Annotated in this window: 23 protein-coding genes; 11 read left to right on the forward strand and 12 right to left on the reverse strand. The window is 37.9% G+C overall.

What is annotated here, in order from left to right; translation table 11 throughout:
- Nucleotides 1-237 precede the first annotated feature (237 nt).
- A complete protein-coding gene (locus tag ACYT6F_RS13075) occupies nucleotides 238-1,389 on the forward strand; it encodes a zinc-dependent alcohol dehydrogenase (protein ID WP_472598108.1) in 1,152 nt (383 codons plus the stop codon).
- 28 nt (nucleotides 1,390-1,417) lie between these two features.
- On the forward strand, nucleotides 1,418-1,945 hold the full coding sequence (locus tag ACYT6F_RS13080) for a hypothetical protein (RefSeq protein WP_472598109.1): 528 nt from the start codon (nucleotides 1,418-1,420) through the stop codon (nucleotides 1,943-1,945).
- Nucleotides 1,946-2,028: 83 nt separating this feature from the next.
- Here the strand turns inward: ACYT6F_RS13080 and ACYT6F_RS13085 are convergent, their stop codons facing one another.
- The 4 genes from ACYT6F_RS13085 to ACYT6F_RS13100 form a co-directional block, all read right to left on the reverse strand.
- Nucleotides 2,029-2,325 (reverse strand): hypothetical protein, encoded by a 297-nt coding sequence (locus ACYT6F_RS13085; RefSeq protein WP_472598110.1) that lies wholly within the window; start codon nucleotides 2,323-2,325, stop codon nucleotides 2,029-2,031.
- Between the two features lie 225 nt (nucleotides 2,326-2,550).
- Complete coding sequence (locus ACYT6F_RS13090; RefSeq protein WP_472598111.1) at nucleotides 2,551-3,009, reverse strand: RHS repeat-associated core domain-containing protein; 459 nt, start codon at nucleotides 3,007-3,009, stop codon at nucleotides 2,551-2,553.
- A 424-nt stretch (nucleotides 3,010-3,433) separates the two neighbouring features.
- Nucleotides 3,434-3,832 (reverse strand): hypothetical protein, encoded by a 399-nt coding sequence (locus ACYT6F_RS13095; protein WP_472598112.1) that lies wholly within the window; start codon nucleotides 3,830-3,832, stop codon nucleotides 3,434-3,436.
- A gap of 84 nt (nucleotides 3,833-3,916) precedes the next feature.
- Nucleotides 3,917-4,663: an RHS repeat-associated core domain-containing protein gene (locus tag ACYT6F_RS13100; protein WP_472598113.1), complete on the reverse strand. Its 747-nt coding sequence runs from the start codon at nucleotides 4,661-4,663 to the stop codon at nucleotides 3,917-3,919.
- A gap of 86 nt (nucleotides 4,664-4,749) precedes the next feature.
- Between ACYT6F_RS13100 and ACYT6F_RS13105 the strand changes: the two genes are divergently transcribed.
- The 3 genes from ACYT6F_RS13105 (at nucleotide 4,750) to ACYT6F_RS13115 (ending at nucleotide 6,553) form a co-directional block, all read left to right on the forward strand.
- A complete protein-coding gene (locus ACYT6F_RS13105) occupies nucleotides 4,750-4,926 on the forward strand; it encodes a helix-turn-helix domain-containing protein (RefSeq protein WP_472598114.1) in 177 nt (58 codons plus the stop codon).
- Complete coding sequence (locus ACYT6F_RS13110) at nucleotides 4,898-5,113, forward strand: hypothetical protein (protein ID WP_472598115.1); 216 nt, start codon at nucleotides 4,898-4,900, stop codon at nucleotides 5,111-5,113. Before ACYT6F_RS13105 ends, ACYT6F_RS13110 begins: the two co-directional genes overlap by 29 nt.
- Before the next feature lie 102 nt (nucleotides 5,114-5,215).
- Nucleotides 5,216-6,553: an IS1182 family transposase gene (locus tag ACYT6F_RS13115; RefSeq protein WP_472597713.1), complete on the forward strand. Its 1,338-nt coding sequence runs from the start codon at nucleotides 5,216-5,218 to the stop codon at nucleotides 6,551-6,553.
- A gap of 126 nt (nucleotides 6,554-6,679) precedes the next feature.
- Here the strand turns inward: ACYT6F_RS13115 and ACYT6F_RS13120 are convergent, their stop codons facing one another.
- The 7 genes from ACYT6F_RS13120 to ACYT6F_RS13150 form a co-directional block, all read right to left on the reverse strand.
- Nucleotides 6,680-7,186, reverse strand: a complete 507-nt coding sequence (locus ACYT6F_RS13120) for a hypothetical protein (RefSeq protein ID WP_472598116.1) — start codon at nucleotides 7,184-7,186, stop codon at nucleotides 6,680-6,682.
- Nucleotides 7,183-8,082 carry an RHS repeat-associated core domain-containing protein gene (locus ACYT6F_RS13125; protein ID WP_472601121.1) on the reverse strand — a complete coding sequence of 300 codons (900 nt, stop codon included), beginning with the start codon at nucleotides 8,080-8,082 and terminating at the stop codon, nucleotides 7,183-7,185. Before ACYT6F_RS13125 ends, ACYT6F_RS13120 begins: the two co-directional genes overlap by 4 nt.
- Before the next feature lie 5 nt (nucleotides 8,083-8,087).
- Nucleotides 8,088-8,459, reverse strand: coding sequence for a hypothetical protein (locus ACYT6F_RS13130; RefSeq protein ID WP_472598117.1), 372 nt, complete (start codon nucleotides 8,457-8,459; stop codon nucleotides 8,088-8,090).
- Nucleotides 8,460-8,575: 116 nt separating this feature from the next.
- Complete coding sequence (locus ACYT6F_RS13135; RefSeq protein ID WP_472598118.1) at nucleotides 8,576-8,965, reverse strand: hypothetical protein; 390 nt, start codon at nucleotides 8,963-8,965, stop codon at nucleotides 8,576-8,578.
- Nucleotides 8,965-12,474: a DUF6443 domain-containing protein gene (locus ACYT6F_RS13140; protein WP_472598119.1), complete on the reverse strand. Its 3,510-nt coding sequence runs from the start codon at nucleotides 12,472-12,474 to the stop codon at nucleotides 8,965-8,967. Before ACYT6F_RS13140 ends, ACYT6F_RS13135 begins: the two co-directional genes overlap by 1 nt.
- Nucleotides 12,475-12,479: 5 nt before the next feature.
- Nucleotides 12,480-16,055, reverse strand: a complete 3,576-nt coding sequence (locus tag ACYT6F_RS13145; RefSeq protein WP_472598120.1) for a hypothetical protein — start codon at nucleotides 16,053-16,055, stop codon at nucleotides 12,480-12,482.
- Nucleotides 16,056-16,059: 4 nt separating this feature from the next.
- On the reverse strand, nucleotides 16,060-17,811 hold the full coding sequence (locus ACYT6F_RS13150) for a T9SS type A sorting domain-containing protein (protein WP_472598121.1): 1,752 nt from the start codon (nucleotides 17,809-17,811) through the stop codon (nucleotides 16,060-16,062).
- A 493-nt stretch (nucleotides 17,812-18,304) separates the two neighbouring features.
- On the opposite strand from ACYT6F_RS13150, the gene ACYT6F_RS13155 reads away from it, so the two are divergent.
- From ACYT6F_RS13155 to ACYT6F_RS13165, 3 genes are all read left to right on the forward strand, one after another.
- A complete protein-coding gene (locus ACYT6F_RS13155; protein ID WP_472598122.1) occupies nucleotides 18,305-18,568 on the forward strand; it encodes a helix-turn-helix domain-containing protein in 264 nt (87 codons plus the stop codon).
- Between the two features lie 282 nt (nucleotides 18,569-18,850).
- Nucleotides 18,851-19,492, forward strand: coding sequence for a DUF6266 family protein (locus ACYT6F_RS13160; RefSeq protein WP_472598123.1), 642 nt, complete (start codon nucleotides 18,851-18,853; stop codon nucleotides 19,490-19,492).
- A 174-nt stretch (nucleotides 19,493-19,666) separates the two neighbouring features.
- The gene (locus ACYT6F_RS13165; protein ID WP_472598124.1) at nucleotides 19,667-19,996 is read left to right on the forward strand and encodes a GIY-YIG nuclease family protein; all 330 of its coding nucleotides are present in this window, start codon (nucleotides 19,667-19,669) and stop codon (nucleotides 19,994-19,996) included.
- Nucleotides 19,997-20,303: 307 nt separating this feature from the next.
- On the opposite strand, the gene ACYT6F_RS13170 is transcribed toward ACYT6F_RS13165, so the two are convergent.
- The gene (locus ACYT6F_RS13170) at nucleotides 20,304-21,632 is read right to left on the reverse strand and encodes a lipase family protein (RefSeq protein ID WP_472598125.1); all 1,329 of its coding nucleotides are present in this window, start codon (nucleotides 21,630-21,632) and stop codon (nucleotides 20,304-20,306) included.
- A 584-nt stretch (nucleotides 21,633-22,216) separates the two neighbouring features.
- Here ACYT6F_RS13170 and ACYT6F_RS13175 point away from each other — a divergent pair.
- From ACYT6F_RS13175 to ACYT6F_RS13185, 3 genes are read left to right on the forward strand one after another with little or no spacing between them, the layout of a single operon-like run.
- Nucleotides 22,217-23,764 (forward strand): type I restriction-modification system subunit M, encoded by a 1,548-nt coding sequence (locus ACYT6F_RS13175; protein WP_472598126.1) that lies wholly within the window; start codon nucleotides 22,217-22,219, stop codon nucleotides 23,762-23,764.
- Complete coding sequence (locus ACYT6F_RS13180) at nucleotides 23,761-24,909, forward strand: restriction endonuclease subunit S (RefSeq protein WP_472598127.1); 1,149 nt, start codon at nucleotides 23,761-23,763, stop codon at nucleotides 24,907-24,909. The genes ACYT6F_RS13175 and ACYT6F_RS13180 overlap by 4 nt, the downstream gene beginning before the upstream one ends.
- A gap of 37 nt (nucleotides 24,910-24,946) precedes the next feature.
- Nucleotides 24,947-25,564, forward strand: a complete 618-nt coding sequence (locus ACYT6F_RS13185; RefSeq protein ID WP_472598128.1) for a transposase — start codon at nucleotides 24,947-24,949, stop codon at nucleotides 25,562-25,564.
- Nucleotides 25,565-25,569: the final 5 nt, after the last annotated feature.

The following is a 25,569-nucleotide window of genomic DNA, read 5'->3' on the forward strand; positions in this document are numbered from 1 at the left end:
TTTAGTATATCAATTATAAAATTATTAAATCTGCTGTTCTGTTAAACTGTAAAAAAAGCACACTTTAAATTAAAACCGATTAATTGGTATTAACTGCTATTGTCAACAAAACAGGGAGCTTTTACATTTCATTTTAAACGCCGGATTTCTTCAAAAAAATGATAAATTATGTCAAAGTTCGTTACGGTGGTCTCTGTTTTGCTCTTTATACTGCATCACCAATCAAAAAATATACATATGTTAGCAATGAATTTTCGCGGACCTTTTCGCGTGCGCGCAGACCGCAATATGCCTGAGCCACAAATAGAACATCCGGAAGATGCCATCGTACGGGTTTTAAGATCATGTATCTGCGGCTCGGATCTGCATCTTTATCATGGCCTCGTTCCCGATACGCGGGTGGGTACTACTTTTGGACACGAATTCATCGGCGAAGTAGTTGAAGTTGGCTCTTCTGTACAAAAACTCAAAGTAGGAGATAAGGTAATGGTACCATTTAATATCGCCTGTGGAAAATGTGCCTTTTGCCGACAGGAACTTTACGGCAATTGTCATGAATCTAATCCAATGGCAACAGCAGTAGGAGGTATTTTTGGTTATTCGCATACGGCCGGCGGCTATCAGGGCGGGCAGGCCGAATATGCCCGCGTTCCTTATGCAGATGTAGGACCAACTGTGATTCCTGACTGGATGGACCCCGACGATGCAGTGCTGCTTACCGATGTTGTGCCTACAGGATATCAGGCAGCGGAAATGGCGGGTATTCAGAAAGGCGATACGGTAGTGGTTTTCGGTGCAGGGCCTATCGGTATTATGGCGGCCAAATCTGCCTGGCTTTTTGGCGCGGGAAGAGTAATCGTGATCGACGAGTTGGAATACAGGCTTGATTTCGTAGCAAAATATGCACAATGCGAAGCTTATAATTTCAATAGTATTGGCGACCCTGTGGTTTTTATAAAGACACAAACTGATTCCCTGGGTGCAGATGTCTGCATAGATGCTGTGGGCTGCGAAGCCAAAGGGAATTTAATGAATACGGTGCTGGGGACCAAATTACTTTTACAGGGTGGTTCTACAACGGCGCTTCACTGGGCTATTAATTCTGTAAAGAAAGGCGGAATTGTTTCTGTCGTAGGTGTTTACGGACCTACAGATGCTCTTGTACCAATAGGTAATGTGGTAAATAAAGGTATTACGATCCGCGCCAACCAGGCAGCTGTAAAACGTAACCTGCCCAAACTTATTGAGCATGTAAAAAACGGTGTTCTTGATCCCAAGCAAATCATTACTCACCGGGTTCCGATGGAAGAGGTAGCCGACGCCTATCATATATTTTCACGCAAGCTGGACGGCTGTATAAAGACAGTGCTTATTCCGCCAACTGCATAACAAGTTTTTAACCCAAAAATATTACAACATGCTTACAGACGAAACAAAGCCTTCCGATTTTAAAAAAAGCGAACAGGCAGATTATACTCATATAAAAGGCTGGGGGATAGATGCCGATCCTGAAAATGATCCTGTATATCCTATGAAAAAGCGTACCAATGAAGAACATGACGGTTACGCATGGGATAGGCCGCAACAACAACCTGAAGACGTTGAAATCTTAAAATCCGTGGAACGGCCGAATTTAACCGCCGTTTTCGGTACCGGCTCACCGCCGGAAGGTGTTAACGGAGCAATAAGAAAAATAGCCTTCCGCTACAGTGAATCGAGCTATGGAAGGTGGCTTCCGCTTGTGCTGGCAGACCGCATCGGTGCATTCGAAGGAATTGTCAGCGACTTAAAAAAAGGTTACGTTCCCAATATTTTTGCCGAAAGAGGCTGGGGAGCCGAATGGAAATACAACAGAAAAGGTTTTCTGGTGAAAGCGGCTCTGGCCGCTGCAGTGACGGCCGTTGCTTTAAGCATACTATCTTCAAAAAAGAAAAACAACAATTAATGTTCATTGGCCGGAATCTTTCCGGCCTCTTTTTATCTTCAGCAGTTGGTTATTCGCAGGTCAAACCAGATCAAATCTTAATTTTACAATATCTGAATAATTTTTCCCATGCCAATTGACACAGGATAATTTCCGACATTAAATTCACAGCTTTCTAATAATCTTCCTATTAAAAAATCTCTTTCTATTACATTGATTCGAGCTCTGTAATTTCTATCCAACTCAATATTTTCATTATTGAAAATTATTTCGCAAAATGTAGAAGTTGTAGAATTTGGTAACCAAAAAGAAATTCTTATAGAACTATTTAATGGAAAATTAAATTTTTCTTGCGCAGTTGCAAGAAATGATATATCTGTAATAAGACCAATTTCTTTCATTTTTAATACAATTATTTAATAATGAATCTTCACATTGTCATTTTTAGCTACTGTTGATGAAGATGGCTCAAAATTTATTTGTAAGATATATCATTTTCATCTGCTCCTTATAGATATAGTTATATTTTCCACTAGTGTCATTCCATGTTTTAATTGCTTCATCTAGTGAAGCCATAGCGCTGGCAACTATAGTATTACTGTGACTCCCAACGGATCTACGACGCCTCATCGCCCAATATCCGGCATATAGAACTTCGCCTCATAATCATACATTCCTGTCTCCTGAAGTTCCTTTCCGTTGTACTTATACTGGTACGCATTATTAAAATCATTAGCCTGCGCATTATGCATCAGCCCAAAAGGATAGTAATTGGTAGCGCCTTCTGCTTCTCCGGCAATGATGTAGCTGTTACACGCCATATTTCCATCCGGAAAAATCTGGCAATTTTCAATCACAATATCTCCGGTTATCTCTCCGTTTCCATCTGCATCGCTGTAGCTTAATCTTACATTCCCCAGACGATCCGTATAATTATAAAAATACTTGTTCCTTAATCCGTTAAAATAACCTTCCGGGGTAGGGATGATCCTTAATTTCATTCCATCACTGGTCATGGTTCCCGTTTCATCTTCCCAGGCGTAGGTAAATTTATACTGGAAACCATCCAGGTAATCCGTCTGCAATCCTCCAAAGAGCTTCTTTACTTTTACTCCGTCTGCACGGTATACATAATCTGTTACCTGAGCATTCTGAGTGATCTTTTTCGGTAAATTTAAATAATTATACTGAATGAATAATGTTACTAGTTGATAAAATTTTTAATGAAAACGTAGCCGCTTTATAACACAAACCCACTGCAATGCGGTGGTTTTTTACTTTTTATTTAGCCCACTCAAAGTCGGGAGACTTTGCATAGCGGGGAGATTGGTAATTTGCCAAAGTCTGCTAAAGAAAAATCTATTTGGTTATTGATGCTCTGGTAAGAGATTTTAAAGCTAAACAAGCATATTCGTAGAAAATTTACTTCATTATAAAACACAATAACCCTCGCATTTTGCGAGGGTTATTATTATATCAGTTGCGGATTGCAAATCCGCAACATCGGGATTAATTTGTACGCATCTTAGTTTTAAAAAAGAGAGATTTTCTAGCCTGCTTACCTTTTTCCTCTATGGTTTTATAGCCATCTTTTTGTAAAAGAACATACACATAAGCACTTTTTTTTAACACAGTTGAATAATATCCTCTACTGTCTGTTATTAGTTCTATTTTATCTTGCCCTAAATATTCATCATAATTTTTTAGTCCACTATCGTTCTCGTATCTTTCATTAATTATTGTTACTCTAACATTCTTTAAAGGCTCATCACTAAAACTAAAAACATAACCTTCAACCTTTACATCATTTATATCTTGATTGTTAGAATAATAAATGAAAAAGTATATAGCTATAGCTGTTAATATAGCAAAAACTGTCATTAATAATTTACCTACTATTTGCTTCATCTAGTCTTTTGTTTATTGCTGTTTGAATATTTCCTCCGGCTCTTGTCTGAATATTTCCGTGATTTAGATTAGGATTGGTCATTTTTATATTTGTAACCTTTGCTTTTCCTTCAGATGTATGGCGATATCTTCTTGATTCAGGTGAATTACTACTACCACTATCACTTCTGTTGCTACTATCACTACTATTACTTGAAGACCGGACGAAGAACCAGAAGCTCTGGATGAACTGGATGCTCCTGAATTATTTTCTTGATAAAAAACATATGCAGAATCCACATTATTTGAAATAGATGGATCTACAGTTGAGCCTCTTAATGGTCCGTCTGAGCTATCTACAATTATCATAGTATTAATAGGTATATTAGGGACTTCTTCGGCTAGATTTACTGCATTGTCTCTACCATAACTATAACCGTATACAAGAACTATATCTCCTGGTTGGTAGTTTTTTTCTAAAAACTCTTTTCCTGTTTCGACTCCTGCTCCTTGTGTTAATGCTGGTGATATCATAGCTCCTTTAAAATCCATTCCCAATGATCTAGCATAAGAAGCTGTAGCATTATATCTAATACCAGCTCCTCCAGCATCTTTCGTATTGCTTCTTATTTTTCCATCTCCAGTAGGTCCACCATGATAAAATACAGCTAAAACCCTAGGTTTAGGTCCTCCAGGAAGATCTGGTTCTCTTCCATCGGGATCAATATACATTATCGGGTTATCAAAAGCATAGTTGTAAGGACTAAATTTTGTCATCTTCTCAGCAAGCGGATCTACAACGCCCCATCTTCCAACATCAAGCATATAAAATCTTGCTCCATAATCATACATTCCAGTCTCTTGCAGCTCCTTTCCGTTGTACTTATAGTTGTACGCATTATCAAAACTATAAATTTGTTGTAGTAAAAGTCAACAACATGAACGTCGGGGAAAATATCAAAAGAATAAGAACCGCAAAGAACCTTTCCCAAAAGGAAGTTACTATAAATGCGGGGTTAGATACTGCGCAATACAGCCGTATTGAAAATGGCAAGACAGACCTGTCTGTAAATACTCTGGAACGCATTGCCAAAGCTTTGGGAAACACTTGCTGAACTTTTTGCTTCTACCAATGAACTCAAAGAGATTAACTCGCTCGATAAATCCCTGATGGAAAAAGTAGCATTGATGGAAAGTCTTTCCGATGAAGAAAAACAAACAATCTACACAATGCTCGATGCTTTTATCGGTAAACGTAAACTCAAAGATGCACTTTCTAACGTATTACAAGATGTAAAATAAACAAAAGAGGCTGTCTCAAAAGTGAGACAGTCTTTTTTATTGATCATAAAAAAAGGAAAGTCTGAGACTTTCCTAATTGCAGCAATTTTCATAAATTGCTGTATGCATAGTAGATCAAAGGTAATCTTTAAAGATTATAATCCCAAACAAAACTTTTTGTTTCCGCCCAATTTATTAGATTTTATAGAAGAGAATCATCCGGTACGGTTGGTTTCTGAGGTTATAGACCGATTGGATATCCGCAACCTGATTAACGAATATAAATCAGGGGGAAGTTCCAGCTATCATCCTAAAATGCTTCTGAAGGTTCTGATTTTTGGATATCTCAATAATATTTATTCGAGCAGAAAACTGGAACAGGCATTAAAGGAAAATGTCTACTTCATGTGGCTTTCAGCAATGCAGAGACCTGACCATAACACGCTTAACCGCTTTAGGAGCGATAAACTCAAAGGTCAGATCAGGGATATTTTTACTCAGATTGTGATGCTGCTTCATAAAGAAGGACACGTTAGTTTAAAAACAACCTTTGTAGACGGAACCAAGATAGAAGCCAATGCAAACCGCTATACTTTTGTCTGGGGAAGAGCTTTGAAGAAAAGCAGGGAAAGAATAGAACACCAGCTGGAAGAATTATGGAATTATACGCAGCAGATTGCTCAGGAAGAACTTAGAGATACCGAACCTGTTATTTTTAAATCTATTGATAAAGAAAAAGTAAGTAAGGTCATTCAAACCATAGATTCTGTTTTAAAGAAAAAGAAGATTTCCTCAAAAGTTCGCCAGAAGATTGGTTATGCCCGTAAAAACTGGCGTAACAATCTGGAGAAATATGAAGCATATGAAAAGATTCTGGCCGGAAGAAACAGCTTTAGTAAAACGGATCATGATGCTACTTTTATGAGGATGAAGGAAGACCATATGCGAAACGGACAGCTCAAACCCGCTTATAATCTGCAGCTTTCTACCGAGAATCAGTTTATTGTTCATTATACCCTCCATCCTAATCCTACTGATACCCAGACCCTGGCCTTGCATATAGAAAGCTTTGAAGAAAATTATGGACACCCACCTGGTGAAGTTGTTGCAGATGCAGGATACGGAAGCTATGAGAACTATGAATTTCTAAGACAGAAAAAAGTAAAAGCATATGTAAAATACAATTACTTTAATAAAGACCAAAAATCAAAACAAGTTACCCAGTCTGCATCAAATCCCAAACTTGCAAAACATAGGAACAGGATTTTCAGGCTTCTCAATACCAAACGGGGAATTGCCTTAAGAAAGCAACGATGTTACGACGTAGAACCTGTTTTCGCCCAAATCAAGCACAATAAAAGTTTTAAACGCTTTTTCTTACGAGGAAAGGTGAAAGTAGAAATTGAAACCGGTCTTCTCGCCATCGCCCATAACCTTAAAAAACTACAAAAAGCAGCATAAAACAACTGCTTTTTGTAGTTTTTTATAAAACATAGAAAATGTCCCGCTTTTTATAAACTTCAAAACTAAATAAAAAAAACAAAAGAGACTGCCTTTTGAGACAGCCTCTTTGTTGCTTTATTAAGATTAATCTATATAATCCTTTGAAAATTTTACTTTATTTTTTCTTAAAAATGGGAGTATATCTTTTATTGGGTACTTTGATTTTATTGATAAAACTTCATTTTTATTATTAAGTTCTGTATGAAAAGGAACTAAATCATAAGTCATACTATATTTTGCTTTATTAAGGTTCTCATAAGGAATTTTTTCGAAAAGATTTTCCAACAATTGACTCTTATCCAAATCCTTAAATATTATAACCTTTAGTCTATCTATTTGATATAAATCTTTATAATCCATACCATATAAAGTATTGCTGTTATCAAATACAATATCCAGCCAATAAGTATTCTTATCAATAGAATTTGCTCCTATCAAAATAACATCATTTTCTGTATCAAATTTTCCAATACTCTTTTTAAAATCGATGTAGGATTGGGTAATTCTTTTTAAATTATCCCGTTTCTCTTCTATGTTCTGTCCCTTGCAGGATATCAATAAAAATATTAATATAAGTCTTAAAAATCTCATTTCTTTGTTTTTGTATATGTTGCTCCTTGTGTATTATACTTGATATAACCACCACCATTTAAATTATGCAGATATTTACTAAAAACATAATTATTTGTAGCGGTTGCTGATTTTCTGTCATACCAAGGTAGACCAGGGGTAAAAGTAGGATTACTATCTTTTCCGTGATTATTAAATCCTGAAGGCCAAAATGGATTTGCATCAGGGTGAGAATGCGACATCTCTATTTTAGTAGAATTTCCTACATTATGACCCGCTGAAAAAGTATAATCTTTTCCAAAAACATCACCAACTCCCAAAACTAAATTTTTCATACCATTTGTAGTAATCATATTTGTAGAGCCTTCATCGGAAAAAGAAAATTGTTCTTGCCTAAATTCAACATTTGTATTAAGTGATGCAAATTCAAACACTTGAGTTGCTACATCATAATTTTGAATTTGAAAAGATGTAAACTGTGTTCCTCCCAGTACACCATCCATTCCAGGTACTTCTAATGGAATTGTATTTATATTTCCTATTTGCGAATCTCCTGTTGGATTTGATTCTGATACATTTGTCCGCGCAATTTGGATAGACTTAGACTCATCTTCGTTTGTAATAGTATCATAGGCATTATCGTCTTTTGTTCTTTCTATAGTACCATTATTGAAAATCTTAATTTTATCCTCATTCTGCATTCCATCCGGATCAATAAATCTGATTGGGTTGTTAAATGCATATGTATAAGGACTCCATCTTCGGGAAGTTTCCGCCAGCGGATCTACAACACCCCATCTTCCAATATCCGGCATATAGAATCTCGCTCCATAATCATACATTCCCGTCTCTTGTAACTCCTTTCCGTTGTACTTATAATTATGGTATCCACCTAAAAATCCTTTAGACCCCCCAATATGATTTAACCCAAATGCATAATAGTCGTTTTATCTGTAATTTCCAATGTGCCGTCTGCATTTTTAGCATAACTAATCCTGGCATTCCCCAGATGATCAGTATATTGGTAAAAATACCTGTTTCTCAATCCATCAAAATAACGTTCCGAAGTAGGGATGATCCTCAATTTCATTCCATCACTGGTCATTGTTCCGGTTTCATCTTCCCATGCATAGGTAAACTTATACTGGAAACCATCCAGGTAATCCGTCTGCAAATCTCCAAAGAGCTTCTTCACTTTTACTCCGTCTGCACAGTAGACATAATCTGTTACCTGCGAGTTCTGAGTAATCTTCTTCGGTAAATTTAAATAATTATACTGAATGACATAGAGCATGTATGTTTGCTATTAAAATAACATCATAAAAATGTAGCTGCATTATAACAAAACCCACCGAAAAAACGTTGGGTTATTTATTATTGCTCACGGTTTACAAATCCGCGAAGATCAGCTTATTTTTTATTGGGCTGTATGTAAAGTCCACACATATTTGCGCAATCTGTATAATAAAGCACCCCTTTCATTTTTGAGTTCCAGATTTCTTTTCCGTCAATACTTTGGCTTATAAATTCTCTTTGAGTTTTAGCATAACTTATTTCTTTGGATAAAACAAAATTATATTTTTTTCCAACTTTTATTTTTCCAAAATAGTCTTTCTTATTATTACATTCCTTAAAAACAGGAACAATAATCTTTATTTTTTTATTTTCTAAATTAAGAATATAATTCCATGAGGTAGAATCTATTTTCTTTACAACTGCTGATATAACATCTTCACTTTTATTTGTTTGTGAAAAGCAGCTAATATTAAGAAGACAAATTATAATAGTTAATACTTTCATTATTTCTTTTTTAAGTTTTTATACGTTCCCGAATAACTTCCAATGGGGGTAATCACTCCTGTTTTTACATTTCTTAATGAAAGATTATCGGTTATAGTAACCCTATTACTATCAATAAATGTTCTGCTTGAACTCTGTATTAATTTAAATCCATCGCTGTCCTTATATCGAGGATCAACATAAGCCGCAATATCATGTGCATCATTGTATCCCTTTGCTGATGCTTCTGATGAAAGTGAAGCAGGGCTTCCTGGAAAAAGGACTGCACCAATGTATGATTCTAAAGCTTCGTGCAAAATATTTGTTCCTTTAGCTGCACCCATAACATTCTCGTACTTCCCTAAAATATCTGGATTAACAATATTAGTGGCACGAACTTTTCCTCCATATTCGAAACTACCACGATAAGCACCTCCTTCGTATAAAGGATATTCACTTCCCTCTGCTTCATCGACTCTCATGTCACTATCTGTTCGTAGGGTAACAATATTATCATGATCAACATTTGTAGCATGAAAAAGAAGGTTTGATGCATCTGTCTGTTCAGCTCCTTCAATTTTTGTTGCGGTGACCTTTCCATCGTTATCTATAGATAAATTAAGTTGCCCTTGAACGGAAGCCTGTAGTTGTTCAAATGCCTTATCTTTTTCACTTCCGGTAATAATAACATCTTTATTTTGCATTCCGTCTGGATCAATAAATCTAATTGGATTGTTGTAAGCATAATTGTAAGTACTCCATCTCCTAGATTTCTCCGCGAGCGGATCCACGACTCCCCATCTCCCAATATCCGGCATGTAAAATCTAGCGCCGTAGTCGTACATACCCGTCTCCTGCAATTCCTTTCCGTTGTACTTATAATTATGGTACCCACCTAAAAATCCTTTAGACCCCCCGATATGATTTAACCCAAATGCATAATAGTCGTTTTTATCTGTAATTTCCAATGTGCCGTCTCCATTTTTAGCATAACTAATCCTGGCATTCCCCAGATGATCTGTGTACTGGTAAATATAGCGATTTTCTTCGAAACTGTAAAAGCCCTCCGCGGTAGGCACAAAACTTAAAATCCAGCTAGGGGTGAGTGGCGGTTTTACTCCACCTGGTGGTAATACTACGCCTTTCTGCTGGTAGGCCTGCTCTTCATAGGCTACTTCAGTACGGCACCATAAACACTGTGTGACTTCTGAAAAACTATACTGAAAGCCATTCAGGTAATCGGTAATATTTGTTGTTGTTGTACCTCCCTTAGGACCAGCGTTGATATATGTTTTGCGTAGTTTGGTCCCGTCAGCACGATACAGGTAATTTAAAGTGACATTAGATATAGCCCCTAAATTGTTTTGAGTAATTGCATACGTGTAAGGCAAATTCAAATAGTTATATGATATCGTTTGAATACCTTTGTCTTTCATAGTAATCATATTGCCGTTAAGATCGTAGTCAATCAGGTTATTTCCTCCCTCATACCCTGTCTCATTCGTTGAATTTTCGATAATCTTGTCAAGACGGTTTCCTGTATATTGATAGTCCAGATTATCTACCAATGTACCTGTAAGCCCCGGAATCGCCGTACGCTTAAGATTCGAGATATTTCCGTTCAAATCATAGGTGAGATACTCATCAAAGCTACCGCTGATCCCCGTGCTTGGCTCTTTATAAAATGCGTTGGTCAGTCTGTTCAGTTTATCATATTCATAAGAATATCTTCGTTTAATATCATTTGCTACCGCTCCTGTTATCCAGTCTACTTCAGCGATATTACCATTAAATTTAGCCGCAGCATTTTCAGGATTATTATATTTTATTTCATACCCGAATAACTTGCCATTCAAATTAGAAGGATCATTGATCTTGGTCATCCAACCGCGGATGTTGTATTGATAATCAACCGTCTGTAATCCGTTTCCTAAAACTGTTCCGCCCACTTTTTTGGTTTGAAGCTGCGAGAGCTCGTTGTACGTGTTCTGCGCTAAATATTCCACCGGGTTATTGTCTACCTGGTGGGTATGGGTCAACAACCTGTTCTGCGAATCATAGGTAAAGTTTTCGGTAATGACTTTATCGGTGTCGGTATCCAGCCTTTTATGAAGGGTAATGCTTTGCTGAACCACCCCTGCAAAATCCAGTTTGGATTCCACCTGGGTACGTCCTCCCAAATGGTTGATCGAATGACTTCCTATAACTCGACCTTTATTATCGTACCATGTATAATTTTTTGTCCAGTTATCATCTTCAATGTTCTTCACATAAGAAGCGGTTGGAAGGCTCTTAGTGCTGATGTTTTGAGTATAGTCGTCAGTAATAGCAGCCGCTGAATTTGGAATCGTTGGCGTAAATGTAGGGGTTCCCTGCGGGTAAGTATCATAATAATTAACAGACAAAAGCGTATAATTATACTGAGGATAGGCTGAATTGGTGGTATAATACACATCCATTCCCGCATTATTAAAGCTGGAAGTAGTCCTTACTTCATTATTAGATCCTAATCCTTCTACAGCCACCACCTGTTGGGCTCTGCCCGGAGGGCTATACACCAAACCTGTGTAAATAAGCCGTGAAAACTGGTCGTATTTTGTAAAAAGCCATTTTCCCTGCGCTTCGAGGTTAGCATCACGGGTGAGGACCAGCCTGTCCTGCTTATCATACACCATGTATTCCCAGCCTTTGCCCGGAAGTTTCTTTTCTACTAGGCGGTTCCTGCCGTCGTAACGGTACTGGTAATAGAGATTTTCTACCGTAGTGCTTTCAACAGTGGGAGCTGATGCTAAAGGAGGAATGACAAAAGCCAGCTGGTTATATTCATTGTACACATAATACGTGTCGGCATTTTCTGTAGGGCTTATTACTTTTCTTACCAGAATTGTCTGACCCTCTCCGTTTTTGAATTCGATGGTTTTGTTGCCGTCTTCGTCAGTAACCGTATTCTTGTACAGCTGATTGGGTAAAAAATACTGCAGGAGCTGAACAGAGGTCTGCGTTCTGCCTTCAATCCAGGTGGTAGAAGTTTCATACTTCCTCACATAATCCCCCTGAATATTGGCATCATACCCGAACTGTAGGGGTTTATCATTCCACGCATTGCCCACCTGCTTCTGCTGTAAGATTCTGTCTAAAGGTGAGTTTTCCAGGATTTTCTCTGAAAATATTTTCTCCGAACCGTAAAGCGTGGGCTGGGTGGCATTGCTCAGCGGAGAAGTGTAAATGCCTCCGTTCTGGGTTCCCTGCTGGGGAACCGGAAGGTAATCTTTTACCTGCCTTCCGAAGCCGTCGTATTCGATGTGGGTTACCACGTCTTTTCCCGTTGGGGAAGCTTTGACATTCACTACTTGCTTGGGTCTTCCCAAACCGTCAAAATACTGAACGGTTTCTGTAGTTTTGGTAGGTTGTCCATTATTATCATAATCTAAATAGGTTTTGGAATAAACGTAGTTTTCTGTCGAGCTCAATTGTGCATGAACTAAACCGGATAAAAGTAAAGTTCCAATGGGGATTATTATTTTTTTCATCGATATTAGTTTTTGTAGTTGTACCTGAATTCTTTTAACAGCTTTCCGGTCTGGCTGCCTTCTCTTATTTCTTTCAGCCTGTTGGCAGCATCATATAGATACACTTCCCGGATTCCAGATGGTGGGGTAATACTTCTTACCCCGATTAATGGATCATACGTATAGGTGGATACTTGAAAATTTGCCATAGACGGATCTTTCCTGAAGTTGTCCAAGACGCTTAAAAGAGCTGATTCGTCGTTTCCGGAAACTGTTGAAGCGTCCGTATCGGAAGCACTCACAATACTGTTGATAATAGATTGCTGGATATCGGAAAGCTTAGCACCTGTTACCTTCGCAATCGGCTGGGTTTGATTGTAGCCCCAGATAATAACTGTTGAAATGCCGTCTTTGGCGGTGTACTGTTGTAAGTTACCTTTGTTATCGTATTGATCGTAGGTAACTTCCGTGGATGCCGTATTTTGTAAATCATAAGACAGTACAGAAGTCGGAAACAAATGAGCAGGATTGTCGTACCTGGTTTCAGTTTTGGAGATGGTTTTACCGGCGTCAGAGGCATTTTGCTTCTTTACCACTGAAGTTTCTAACGGAATACCAATCATATTGACATTGATCAGCCTTTGATTGTTTTTATGATTAGCATACTTAAAAGATTTTTCTACACTTGAATTATCTGCAAAAATTGTGTTTTGCTTTTCCAGTTGCCTGTATATATCATTATAATAAGAAAAAGTTTCTTTCGTCGTAACAATAGAATTATCTGGAAAATAGTCTGTGGTAATTTTAGACTTTACCCTATCAAATCCAGAATAAATCTTAAAATAAGGAATGAATGTATTCGCAATATGTCCTGTAGGATTATAGATATTGAGTGGGATTTCGACAGGCAGAGGATTACTAGTTTGATTAATAAAAGGCTCAAAAGCAGGGACATAACTATTTATGAAATCTAAGTGTTTTGAAGTTTTTTCATCATTACTACAATGAAACTCAGTGTAGTCAACTAAATCAGTATTTATTTCATCCACCTCATCCTGTTCATTTTCTATACTTTCACCATTGTAACTATAAATTTCTTCCTTTATAATTTTATTATTTTTAAAATATTGCGTTTTTAATGGTTTTCCTCTTTGCCAATCCCTCGGTTCATAACTTTTTGATAACGCGTATGAAGAAATATCACTATATTGTGGATCTTGAAAAGTAAAAAAACCAACTTCCTTTATGATTTCATTATTTGCAAGATTTATATCTTGTCTAGCGACCCTCGTATATCCTACATTCGAACCTGATGTTTTATACAAAGGAAAAACAGGATCCGTAGTTGTTTTCTTTCCCAATATGTATCTACTTGGCTTTTGAATTCCATCTACTAATACAGAAGCAGTAACTGTATTTACAAGTTCATAATATGAAGGAGCATTCATTGCTTTACCTGATGATTTTCCATTTTCATCTTTGTATTCATACTTTGTTTTGTAAGAGGGTACTATGTCTAAGACATTGGTATAAGTATTAATTTCTTTAATTCTCAGTCCTCCAATCTTTACATCTTCTTTTTCTTTCTTTCTATAAGAAAGATTAATTGATGTATAATGATAAAAGTCGACATTTGATAAATTCTGTAGAATTGGCTGAAAAACAATGGTTATAAATCTATAAACACCATTGTTAATTGCGTCAGCCTCACCTGTATTAATCTTGATATTTTGTTTTATCTCTCCACTGCTATTTTCTGTTCTTGAGATAGTACCAAAATACTTGTAAAATTTAAAAACACCGTTTATATCTTTCTTTTGAAGTTCAAAAGCTATAAAATTATAAGTGGATGAAATGTTTTGATAATCAGGAACTTGAAAAGGAAGATTAGAATTTATAGTTAAATTATTTTCATTAATACCTACAGATACATTATTATCAGTTATTTCAAACTCTTGGCCGATAAAAACTTTATTATCTGGAGGGTAGCTATTATGTTGGAAATTTGCAGGGGGAATCGAATAATTATTCAGATTGTATCCACTCAAAGTTAACCCAGAAGCTTTGGTAAGATAACGGTCATCACTTATATCATCATAATATTTTAGAATTCTAGGATGTGGAATTGCTCTGTGACTTTCATAAATAAATTCTTTTTTACTCCCTTCCGGAAAAATAATATTTTTTAAACTGAAAGTTTGTGTGTAAACTGTGTCAATTTGTTTGGTTTTTGGATTAAAGTGTATAATATTGTTTGACTCTCCGAAACTTCCTTTGTTATAAAACCCCCAATGATCTCTTTTTGATGTTGTTTTAGAAGGAATAGATCCGAAATTATTATAGTCAAATTTATAAACTTTCTTATCATTACTTTGTGTACTTGTTCCATCAATAATCTCAACTGAATTTAACTTTAGCCTTTTATTTAAGGTGTTATTCATATCTTGATTATTTGATGAGTAAGCTAAATCCCAGTTTGCAATAAAATAATCCTGATTAAACTTTATGGTTTTGGTTACGTGATTATTCCTATCTTTAATTTCAATCTTTTCGAGTCGTTTTGAACCTGGCATCATATCTTCACGTTGATTATAGGTAAAAATAATTTTTCCTTCGCTAAAATTTATTTCATTTGGAATTTTATCATTATTATTAACCTCATTACAACTCACGGAAGTATCTGCTAAATAAGAATTAGGTCCTAAAACATAAGAGTGTGATGGCACTGGATTTGTACACAGCATATATGATATCGGAGTATAACTATAATCAATTGTTTTTCCCGAAGGTGCTGTAATTTGATTAATCTGCCATGACTGATCTAAATATCGACCTGATGAAAATTTATAAAGAGTTCTCATACCGGCACCATTAAATTTAATTGTGTGACCAGTTGGTAACGTAAAATCAAATTCAAGCCGCTTACTCCCACCATTTTGGTTTGAGATAATATTATAAGCAGGTTTAATATCATCAAAAGGTATAGTTATGAGTTTTGTGTTTTTTTGGCTATACATAAATTTCCCAGAGTGACCTCCAAAATTATAAAAGAACTCATCTGGTCTAGAATCAAAACTTTCATAAGGAGATAGCGGGTCACTGGAATTATAAGCAGAATTATAGAAATTAATTAAATTTTGTATCTGAGTTGAAATACTAGATGTACAAAAAGCTTGATAATACCCAAGTGATGCGTTATTATTGACTGTTACATTTTTTAAGGAACCAATACCCAACATATCAGCATTATATGAAGTCTGCATTAAAAAATTTTCGTCTACAGCACCGTGATTTGTTCTGCTAATTTCACCGCCAATGTTAAGCATCCAACCTAATCCTATGAATGTTGCATCTTCATCTGTGGTAATTCCTCCACTATTGTAACTTATACTTAAAGGAATTTCTAGTCCGTCAAGATTAATTGTGTATAGTGGTATTGTTATATTTGGCTGTCCAGTATATAGCGAAACATTATTTACCAATCTTTTTTTAAATTGGTATGCTTCCGGCGGCATTGGAGTATGGAAATTAAGTTCTGTAGACTTCTGAGAAAAATATAATGTTGAGGAGATTAATCCACCTAGTAAAAGTATTTTTTTCATTTGGTTATTTCTTAATCAATTTAGCACTCGCTGTTTTGTTATCATTGGTTTTCACGGTCACCAGGTACGCCCCCTGAATAAGGTTCTGGGTATTAATCTTGGTTACTTTATTTTTTGTTTTTAAGCTCTGAAGCTGCCTTCCACCCATATCATATACAATAATTTCTGCTTCGAACGGAGGCTCCCCTCCTTTGGAGGGGTTGGGGGAGTTTCCAATTTCCACGTAAGCATACTCACTCACCGGATTCGGGTAAATCCTGATATCCTGCTTCTCAATAAGCTGGTCAATCTGTTTATCTCCAAGTTTCACAATCTTCCAGTTTTCCTTTCCAAGCTCTTCTGCACTGGTTCCGGCTAGAATTATGGAACCATCCCTGTTCAGCTTAATATCCGACAGCCTTTCTTGTTTTTTTCTGGATTCGCCCTTTACATGCTTTCTCCACTGTTCTTCTCCCTTTTCATTCAGATACAGCATCCAGAACGTTTCATCGTCACTTTCTATCCTTCCTTCAGCCTGGGTATAACCTCCCAGCAGAATTCCTTTGACGTTCTCGGATCCCCCTCCCTTGGAGGGGTTAGGGGAGGATATTACGCTCATTCCCATCAGCACATCCCGGTTCTTGAAATTGTAGGATTTCTGCCAGATTTCTTCCCCTCTTTCGTTTAAAGAAATCAGCCATAGATCCGTTCCCTCTTCAATTCCCACGGTTTTATTTCCGGATCTTTCCGATCTTGACTCACCGCCAACCAGGTAGCCTATGGAAGTCAACGCCAGCGTTCTTAAATGGTCATCACCTTTCCCGCCGAAATTCTTTTCCCATTCTACTTTGCCTTCCTTATTGAGCTTAATAATCCAGTAATCGCCTTCCCCGAAATTTTCGGTAGACTTTGCATAACTGGAAAGTGACTTTGAATTTTGGATTGAACGGTCTTGCTCCCCTCCTTGGGAGGGGTTGGGGGAGGATGTACTTCTCGAATACACTCCGAGCAATGCTCCGCCGTCTTTCGTGGGAATCATCTTCTCTACTTCATCCAAACCTTTTCCGCCCAACACTAATTGTGATAATTCCTTTCCGTTTTTATCCAGTCTAACAATCAGGACATCTTTAGATCCGTAACCAACCGTTTCCTTCGAGAGCCTCAGGGAACGCTGATCTGCTGTTCCGGAATCATTCAAGGGAAGGGAACCTGTCGTTCTATTCCCCGCCACAAAGAATCCCATATCGGTCGTCTGAATCACTGCTCTTGCTTCTTCATCTGCTGTACTGCCAATGGTTTTCTGCCACAGTTCATCCCCGAACTCATTGATTCTGATTAACCAAAAATCGCTTCCGCCTTTGGAATCTTCTTTTTTATCCAACCCTTTACCGCTGAATGACGTTCCGGCAAGAAGAAAACCTCCTTCCTGAGTATTCACTGTAGCGGATAAAAAATCATGGTTTTGCCCGGAGAAATATTTTTCCCAAACCTCATCACCCTGTTGGTTGAGCTTAATTAAATGGAAATCGTAACCGTTGTTTTGTGTACCCTGAGCTTGTCGAGGGGTAGTCCCTGAACCTCTTGAAAGAGCGGACCCTGAGCCTGTCGAAGGGTGGATGGAGCTTCCTGTTATCAGATATTGCTGGTCAATGGTAGTGGTAACCTGGGAAAGAAAATCCTGGGTGGAGGATTTGATGTCTTTCTGCCAGACTACTTCCTGGACAGAAATGCCCAGAACGGAGCATAAGAAAAGTGCTCCTGAGTAGATTTTATTCATTCTCAATGTTTATTTCGAGTTGTTGATTATTAATTTTTAAATCGCTGCAAAAATATTCTTTTTATTTCTCCCGTAAAAGATATATAATGTCAATTGTATGTGAATATTATCATAATTATTATTTCTTGGTATCGTATAGTAATGCAAAGATATTTTGCACATGCGACAAAAGTTGTCGTATAATCAAAGATGCAGTTTTTTTTTATCAGGTTGGAAATATTAAGAGCAGCAGTAAAGAAAACACAAAATGAAAAAAATATTAATAAAATGTAAAGAAATGTTATTTTGTTTTTTGCGGATTATTTGTCTTTTTATTCTAAATAAAAGAGTATTTAAAGAAAATAATGCACCCATAAAAAACATTAGATTAAAATAGAAAAAATATGTTTTTTACAGGAAGAATACTTGTTATCATAATGGCGCAATAAATTTAATTCCCTTGCGTTTGAACTGAAAAAAACGAAATTTTATTTTTAACGTAAAAGAGCACAATATGAAAAACCGACCAAACTCTCCGTTACCTAATGACCAGCTGATAAATGCCATACTGGAAATTTTCTCAAAAATACTGAGACATCTTGAAAAATCAAAAGAAGATGAAGTGATGTACTATGACAGTGCTGATGTGAAAAGACTTCTGAACATCAGCGATAGTACCTTATTCAGGATCAGGAAAGCGCAGAAAATTCCGCATATCAGGATCGGACGGAAGATATTTTACCCAAAATCTTTTTTTACTACTACCCTCAGAAAATGAGGGTATTTTTTTTTCCAAAATTAACTTATATCAATCTGATGGTTTATAATGGTGTCGCATATGGTTTTGCGATCCTTGTATATTGCTTCGGGAACTGTTCGGAAAAGTAATGCTTTTTCCGAACAGTTCTCGAAGCTGACCCGAACGGTTCCCGAAGAAATAAACAGCCAGGCCTGGCAAAAATAAGCATTTCCCGTCAAAACCGGTCACGCTTTTCATCACAGGTTGATATATGAAGTTTCCGTTATATCTTCGTTCCGTTAACCTTTAAAATAATTTAAAATGGCAAGAATAACAAAAGGAATCCTCGGAGGATTTTCAGGAAAAGTAGGAACTATCGTAGGAGCCAACTGGCGCGGGCAGGACATCATCAGAAGTACCCCGAAACCAAGCAGCAGGCCTCCAAGTGAAAAACAGCAGATTCAGCAGGCTAAATTTAAGCTGGTCATCAGTTTTCTGCAACCGGTAAAAAGGATCCAGACCAGATATTTCGGGTCAGGGAGCGGATCAAAGTCCAGAGTAAATATGGCTGTATCGTATACCATTAGTGAAGCTATACAGATGACGGGCGATATTCCTGAACTGGTATACAATAAGGTCCTGATTACGAAAGGGGATCTTAGCGGTTTTCAGAATGTGGCTGCAGCTCCGCAAAACGGCAATATCATAAGGCTTACCTGGGAAAATAATTCCGCACAGGGAAATGCTTCGGAAAGTGATCAGGCTAATCTGGTATGTTATTGTGAAGAGCTCGACCGCTTTGAAATTTTTGAATCGGTAGCCCTGCGTACCGCTCTTACGTCAGACATCACGCTTCCCGCTATCTATACCGGAAAAGAAATTCAGGTCTGGAGCTATTTTCATAATTCTGAAGAGACTCAGGCTTCCAATAGCATCCATCTGGGTAACTTAACATTGATTTAACTTTGATCTCCACCGCAACAGGTGGAGATTTTTTATGGTGGCTTCGAGTACCTCAGCCACCTTTGGGGGTTGCTGTTATCTAATAATTTTATGTAACGATGCCTGAGGCTCTCGAAGGCAGAGTATCAGAATATTCGAAAAGTTTTATCTTTGAATATATAAAAAACACAGATTATGAAAGGATGGATGTATATTCTTCTCTGTTCCGACGGCAGTTATTATACCGGCAGCACAAATGATCTTCACCGAAGGATCATACAGCACCAAACAGGGCAAGGTGCTAACCATACCAAAAAGAGACTCCCCGTAAAACTGGTCTATTACGAAGAATATGACCGGATCGATCTTGCTTTCTATCGCGAAAAACAGGTTCAGGGATGGAGCAGGAAAAAGAAAGAAGCGCTGATCAACGGTACTCCGGAACTTCTTCCCCCATTGGCCATTGCTTATAGAGATCTTACGGATGAAAGGTCAGGTGGCTTCGAGAGCCTCAGCCACCTTTGATACATTGTTGTCACCTACGAATTATACTGGAACGATGCCTGAAGCTCTGTAGAAGAGGTGGCTTCGAGAGCCTCAGCCACCTTTGGGGATTGCTGTTTACAAAAAAATGTACCGTAACGATGCCTGAGGCTCTCGAAGGCAAAGTACCGATGCCTCAGCCACCTTGAAGTATTACTCTTATCTAATAATTGTACCGTAACGATGCCTGAGGCTCTCGAAGGCAGAGTACCACCGTTACAACAGCAAACCACCTGTCACAGCGTATACGGCGACAGGTGGTTTTTATATGAAATCAATATATTGGCAATTATTTTTCTTCCTGCAGCACGGATTCGACATCCGATAAAGCATGTCTGGAAATCCAGCCGATGATCTGGGAAATGATGCTTGCAATCATTTCGGCTTTCGTTACTGGAGAAACACCCGGCACCGTTCCCGTATTGGGTGATTTTGGCAAAGGCTGCGGAAGGATCAGGCCTGTAACTTCAGGATTTGAACCGACAGCAGGAATACCCGAATACATTTCAACATGCTGGATATACAGCTGTTCTACAAAATCCTGTATTGATTTTGGCGGAACGTTAATTGCTGAAGTCCCGTTTGAATACTGCAGAGTTCCGGACAGCGGACTGTTTTGTAATCTGGTATAAATAACCCCGGATTTTGCAGAATCCACGATCGCATAAGCCTCAAGTGCATTCAGAGTGGCACCGGTCCAGAAGTCGGGTGAGTGACCGTACAGGTCGGCAATCTGTAGCAGATCCTGTTTCTGCCAGGCGTGAGGTACGACATCCAGGTCATTCCAGTGCATGGTGTTCCAGCTTTGGTAAGGGAGCGGTTGCGCTTGCCAGCCGGATGGCAATGCCGGAAAAGTATTGTTGAAAAGACTGGCGAAATGAGCTTCTCCCGGTGTTGCTCCGGCAGTAGGATATACCAGAGTCAGGTCGAAAGCTTCCAGTTTCTTCTGTTCCGTAAGATAAAGTGCTAAAGTAGGAGAGAGGGCTCCGGCCAGGCTGTGGCCACAGAAAATAATGGCTGAATTCGAAGCCGGCTGCAGGCTGCTCAGGAATTGCTCAAGCGTAGTTCCCGGAGCGGCGGCGGTTGCTGCAGACGTAAGTCCGAGAAGATTGCTGATCCCCGTAGCAGTTCCCAGTGAAATATAAGGATCGGTACCATTGTACTTGGACGGACTGAAACCGGATGGATTATACGTGCTCCAGTTCACTACCTGGGAAACGGCAAAATCTTCAGATTCCCAGTCGTATAGTGAATCGGGGTTGGTCGCGGCGATGGCTACCACGTAGGTTGGCAGTACAGGTCCTCCCGGAAATGCTACGGCATCACACTGCGCTACGAATACGGCATTGTCAGCAACGCCATCATTGTTTTCTTCCATCAGTGCAGGTCCCCAAACCAGGTTCCAGCTGCCTAATACCGGGGTAACCGATGCATCGGCGGTAGACGGACCGGTTTGTCCCATCACAGATACAGGCGGAACGTTGTTCAGGTAGAAAGAAAGATCGTACTGCAGCTGTTGCTGTAATTCACTCGCGGTACCTTTGTACCCGGAAGCACGGCCCACAAGGCATGCCATCCCGAATACCTGCTGATAAGCGTCTAATGTTGGATTTGTCATGATATTTTTGTTTTTTGGTTGTTTGTTTTTTTTGAATGATCTAATTATTTATTCATTTAAAATGATAGAGTAAAGTTCGGGACAAATTGTGATTTGCGAATCCGTGGAAATGACTAAAATGAGGGGTAGGTGTTTGTACGGATGATGTCCTGATCATCGTATGTCACTGTGATATTGTTGAGCAAATCATAATGTCTTTAAGGGTTTCAGTAAATAAGGAATTGTTTTTTTATTTATATTTGGCAAAACTTTTACCCATGAAAAATTTTTACTACAAAGTACCAATAATTTTGGCTGCAAGTCAATGTATTAGTCAATGTTCAAATTGACGTATAGTAATATCGGATTCTTAGATTGCTTAAATAAATAGTATGGTTCTATATTATTTTATTTCGATACTATAAAAGGAAAAATAAAAATTTAAAGGTGAATTTTTATGCCTTACCGTAAAAATAAAAACTGGTTTTTGGCTATATTTGACGATTAATCGATATTCAGAAAGAATTAATATTACAGATATTTTATTAATCGTTAAGTGATTGATATCAAAGTTTTAATAAATAAACCTTATTTAAAAATTAAAAATGACAAGCATAGCACAGAGAGCGGCATTACAAAATCAGATTTGGAAAATAGCCAATGATGTTCGGGGTTCGGTTGACGGATGGGATTTTAAACAGTTTGTATTAGGGACATTGTTTTATCGCTTTATCAGTGAAAACTTTACCAATTATATTGAAGGGGGCGATGAAAGCATTAATTATGCAGCCTTATCAGATGACGTTATCTCGCACGAAATAAAAGATGATGCCATTAAAACAAAAGGATACTTCATTTTACCCAGTCAGCTTTTTGTAAATATTGCTAAAACGGCCAATACCAATCCTAACCTCAATACAGACTTAAAAGCCATTTTTGATGCTATTGAAAGTTCTGCCAATGGTTATCCTTCCGAAGAAGATATCAAAGGTTTATTTGCTGATTTTGATACCACCAGTACACGTCTCGGTAATACTGTTGAACATAAAAATGTCCGTTTAGCAGCAGTGATCAAAGGAGTAGAACAGCTTGATTTTGGTAAGTTTGAAGAGAATCAGATCGATCTTTTTGGGGATGCCTATGAATTTCTCATCGGTAATTATGCAGCCAATGCCGGAAAATCGGGCGGTGAGTTCTTTACTCCGCAACACGTTTCCAAGCTTATTGCACAGTTGGCGATGCACGGGCAGACTTCCGTAAACAAAATTTACGATCCGGCAGCCGGTTCCGGCTCATTATTGTTACAGGCAAAAAAACATTTTGACAATCATATTATTGAAGAAGGCTTCTTCGGACAGGAAGTGAATCATACCACGTATAACCTGGCGCGTATGAATATGTTTTTGCACAACATCAATTACGACAAGTTTCATATTGTATTGGGAGACACGCTGAAAGATCCGCAGTTAATGGATGAAAAGCCTTTTGATGCCATTGTTTCCAATCCGCCGTATTCTATCAACTGGATCGGAAGCGACGACCCTACGATGATTAATGATGAGCGTTTTGCACCTGCTGGTGTTTTGGCACCCAAGTCCAAAGCAGATTTTGCCTTTGTGCTGCATGCGCTGCATTATCTGTCTCCGAGAGGAAGAGCAGCCATCGTTTGTTTTCCCGGTATTTTTTACCGTGGCGGTGCCGAACAGAAAATCAGGAAATATCTGGTCGATAACAATTTTGTGGAAACCATTATTTCTTTGGCGCCTAACCTGTTTTACGGAACTTCTATTGCGGTGAATATCCTGGTGCTTTCCAAAAATAAAACCGATACCAAAACCCAGTTTATTGATGTGACGGGTGAAGAGTATTTTAAGAAAGTCACCAACAACAATATGCTGACCGATGAACATATTAACAAGATTATGCAGATGTTTGACAGCAAGGAAGAAGTACCGCATGTAGCCACTTCTGTTGACAATACCAAAATTGCGGAAAACGATTACAACTTATCGGTAAGTTTTTATGTAGAGGCCAAAGACAACAGAAAGAAAATTAATATTGAGGAACTGAACAAAGAAGTGGATCTGACGGTAAAAAAGATTGACCAACTGCGTGCAGATATTGATGCCATTATAAAAGAGATTGAAGCATGAGTTTTTTAGAGAAATTATTGGAGGGTATTGCTGTAGAATGGAAAGCTCTTGCAGAAGTTGCGGAAATTAAAACAGGTCAATCTGTTAGTAAGCAAATGATTTTAGATAATCCGGGTAAATATCCTGTAATTAATAGTGGTCGTGAACCACTTGGTTTCATAAATATTTGGAATACAGATAATGATCCAATAGGAATAACTTCACGAGGAGCAGGCGTAGGTTCAATTACTTGGCAAGAAAGTAAATATTTTCGAGGTAATCTTAATTATTCAATAACTATTAAAGATAAACGTCAATTGAATATAAGATTCTTGTATCATTTATTAAATGAAATGCAATTAGAAATCCATTCTTTATGTACTTTTCAGGGCATACCAGCTTTGAATGCAAGTAACCTAAAACAACTTTCAATCCCCGTCCCTCCACTGAAAATCCAACAAAAAATAGTTGCTATTCTCGATACTTTTACAGAGCTTACCGCAGAGCTTACCGCAGAGCTTACCGCTCGTAAACAACAGTATAGTTATTATCGGGAGCAGTTATTAAGTTTTAAAAGCGGTAATGTGCAATGGTCAACATTAGGTGAGGTAATGATAAAATCATATTCAGGAAGTACTCCAAGAGCTGGTGATCCGAAGTATTATGACAATGGTACAATCCCTTGGCTCAGAACCCAAGAAGTTAAGTTCTGTGATATAGAAAGCACGGAAATCAAAATTACCGATTTAGCAGTTAAGAGCACAGCAGCAAAATGGATTCCTGTTAATTGTGTAATCATAGCAATTTCTGGAGCAACTGCAGGACGTTCTGCCATTAACAAAATACCATTAACGACTAATCAGCACTGTTTATGCTTAGAAATTAATCCTGAAAAGGCATTATATAAATATGTGTTTTATTGGGTTAGTTTTAATTATGATAAACTTAAAGCTCTAGGACAAGGCGCAAGAGGTGATCTTAACTCAAGTATTATAAAAGGCTACAAAATCCCTGTTCCTCCTATAGAAGAACAAGAACGCATTGTTTCCATTTTAGATAAATTTGATACCTTAACTACTTCCATCAGTGAAGGTCTGCCTAAAGAAATTGAATTGCGAAAAAAGCAGTACGAATATTACAGAGATTTGTTATTAACGTTTCAATAAAAAATATCAATTTGCCCCAACGGAAAATATAAATACCATGAAATATAATCCTCAAATTCATCACCGCAGATCAATCCGCCTGGAAGGGTACGATTATTCGCAGGCTGGATTGTATTTCATCACCATTTGCTGCCAGGACAGAGCACCGCTGTTCGGGCATATTGATAACGGAATAATGAACCTGAATGAATATGGAGAAATTGCCTTTTCTGAATGGCAGAATACGGAACATATCAGAAAAAATTGCCACGTTCATGAATCTGTCATTATGCCCAACCATATCCACGGTATTATTGAAATCGCTTATAAAGAGGGAGAAAAAAATGAGACAGGCAAATTTCAATCGCCATCCCAAACGATAGGCGCTATCATCAGAGGATTTAAAATCGCTGTTATCAAGAGAATTAAAGATTTGATTCAGCAGAATGATGATAGCAGCAGTACGGGCGAATTGCAATTCGCCCCAACGGAATTCGCCCCAACGGAATTCAATCCAACGAAATTCGCCCCAACGGAAAAGATAAAATCCCTGGATTTTAAAATCTGGCAGCGCAACTATTACGAACACATTATCAGAAATGAGCAGGCATTTCAGAAAATAGCAGCCTATATTGAAAATAATCCACGTTCGTGGGAAAATGATAAATTCAGATAAATACA

The sequence above is a fragment of the Chryseobacterium sp. NG-CE01 genome, assembly GCF_055695505.1.

Bases quoted from the DNA above. Each gene is read 5' to 3' on its own strand.
- ACYT6F_RS13075 (WP_472598108.1), top strand. From the start codon at position 238: ATGTTAGCAATGAATTTTCGCGGACCTTTTCGCGTGCGCGCAGACCGC.
- ACYT6F_RS13080 (WP_472598109.1), top strand. From the start codon at position 1,418: ATGCTTACAGACGAAACAAAGCCTTCCGATTTTAAAAAAAGCGAACAG.
- ACYT6F_RS13085 (WP_472598110.1), bottom strand. From the start codon at position 2,325: ATGAAAGAAATTGGTCTTATTACAGATATATCATTTCTTGCAACTGCG.
- ACYT6F_RS13095 (WP_472598112.1), bottom strand. From the start codon at position 3,832: ATGAAGCAAATAGTAGGTAAATTATTAATGACAGTTTTTGCTATATTA.
- ACYT6F_RS13100 (WP_472598113.1), bottom strand. From the start codon at position 4,663: ATGTATGATTATGGAGCAAGATTTTATATGCTTGATGTTGGAAGATGG.
- ACYT6F_RS13105 (WP_472598114.1), top strand. From the start codon at position 4,750: ATGAACGTCGGGGAAAATATCAAAAGAATAAGAACCGCAAAGAACCTT.
- ACYT6F_RS13115 (WP_472597713.1), top strand. From the start codon at position 5,216: ATGCATAGTAGATCAAAGGTAATCTTTAAAGATTATAATCCCAAACAA.
- ACYT6F_RS13120 (WP_472598116.1), bottom strand. From the start codon at position 7,186: ATGAGATTTTTAAGACTTATATTAATATTTTTATTGATATCCTGCAAG.
- ACYT6F_RS13130 (WP_472598117.1), bottom strand. From the start codon at position 8,459: ATGCTCTATGTCATTCAGTATAATTATTTAAATTTACCGAAGAAGATT.
- ACYT6F_RS13135 (WP_472598118.1), bottom strand. From the start codon at position 8,965: ATGAAAGTATTAACTATTATAATTTGTCTTCTTAATATTAGCTGCTTT.
- ACYT6F_RS13140 (WP_472598119.1), bottom strand. From the start codon at position 12,474: ATGAAAAAAATAATAATCCCCATTGGAACTTTACTTTTATCCGGTTTA.
- ACYT6F_RS13145 (WP_472598120.1), bottom strand. From the start codon at position 16,055: ATGAAAAAAATACTTTTACTAGGTGGATTAATCTCCTCAACATTATAT.
- ACYT6F_RS13150 (WP_472598121.1), bottom strand. From the start codon at position 17,811: ATGAATAAAATCTACTCAGGAGCACTTTTCTTATGCTCCGTTCTGGGC.
- ACYT6F_RS13155 (WP_472598122.1), top strand. From the start codon at position 18,305: ATGAAAAACCGACCAAACTCTCCGTTACCTAATGACCAGCTGATAAAT.
- ACYT6F_RS13160 (WP_472598123.1), top strand. From the start codon at position 18,851: ATGGCAAGAATAACAAAAGGAATCCTCGGAGGATTTTCAGGAAAAGTA.
- ACYT6F_RS13165 (WP_472598124.1), top strand. From the start codon at position 19,667: ATGAAAGGATGGATGTATATTCTTCTCTGTTCCGACGGCAGTTATTAT.
- ACYT6F_RS13170 (WP_472598125.1), bottom strand. From the start codon at position 21,632: ATGACAAATCCAACATTAGACGCTTATCAGCAGGTATTCGGGATGGCA.
- ACYT6F_RS13175 (WP_472598126.1), top strand. From the start codon at position 22,217: ATGACAAGCATAGCACAGAGAGCGGCATTACAAAATCAGATTTGGAAA.
- ACYT6F_RS13180 (WP_472598127.1), top strand. From the start codon at position 23,761: ATGAGTTTTTTAGAGAAATTATTGGAGGGTATTGCTGTAGAATGGAAA.
- ACYT6F_RS13185 (WP_472598128.1), top strand. From the start codon at position 24,947: ATGAAATATAATCCTCAAATTCATCACCGCAGATCAATCCGCCTGGAA.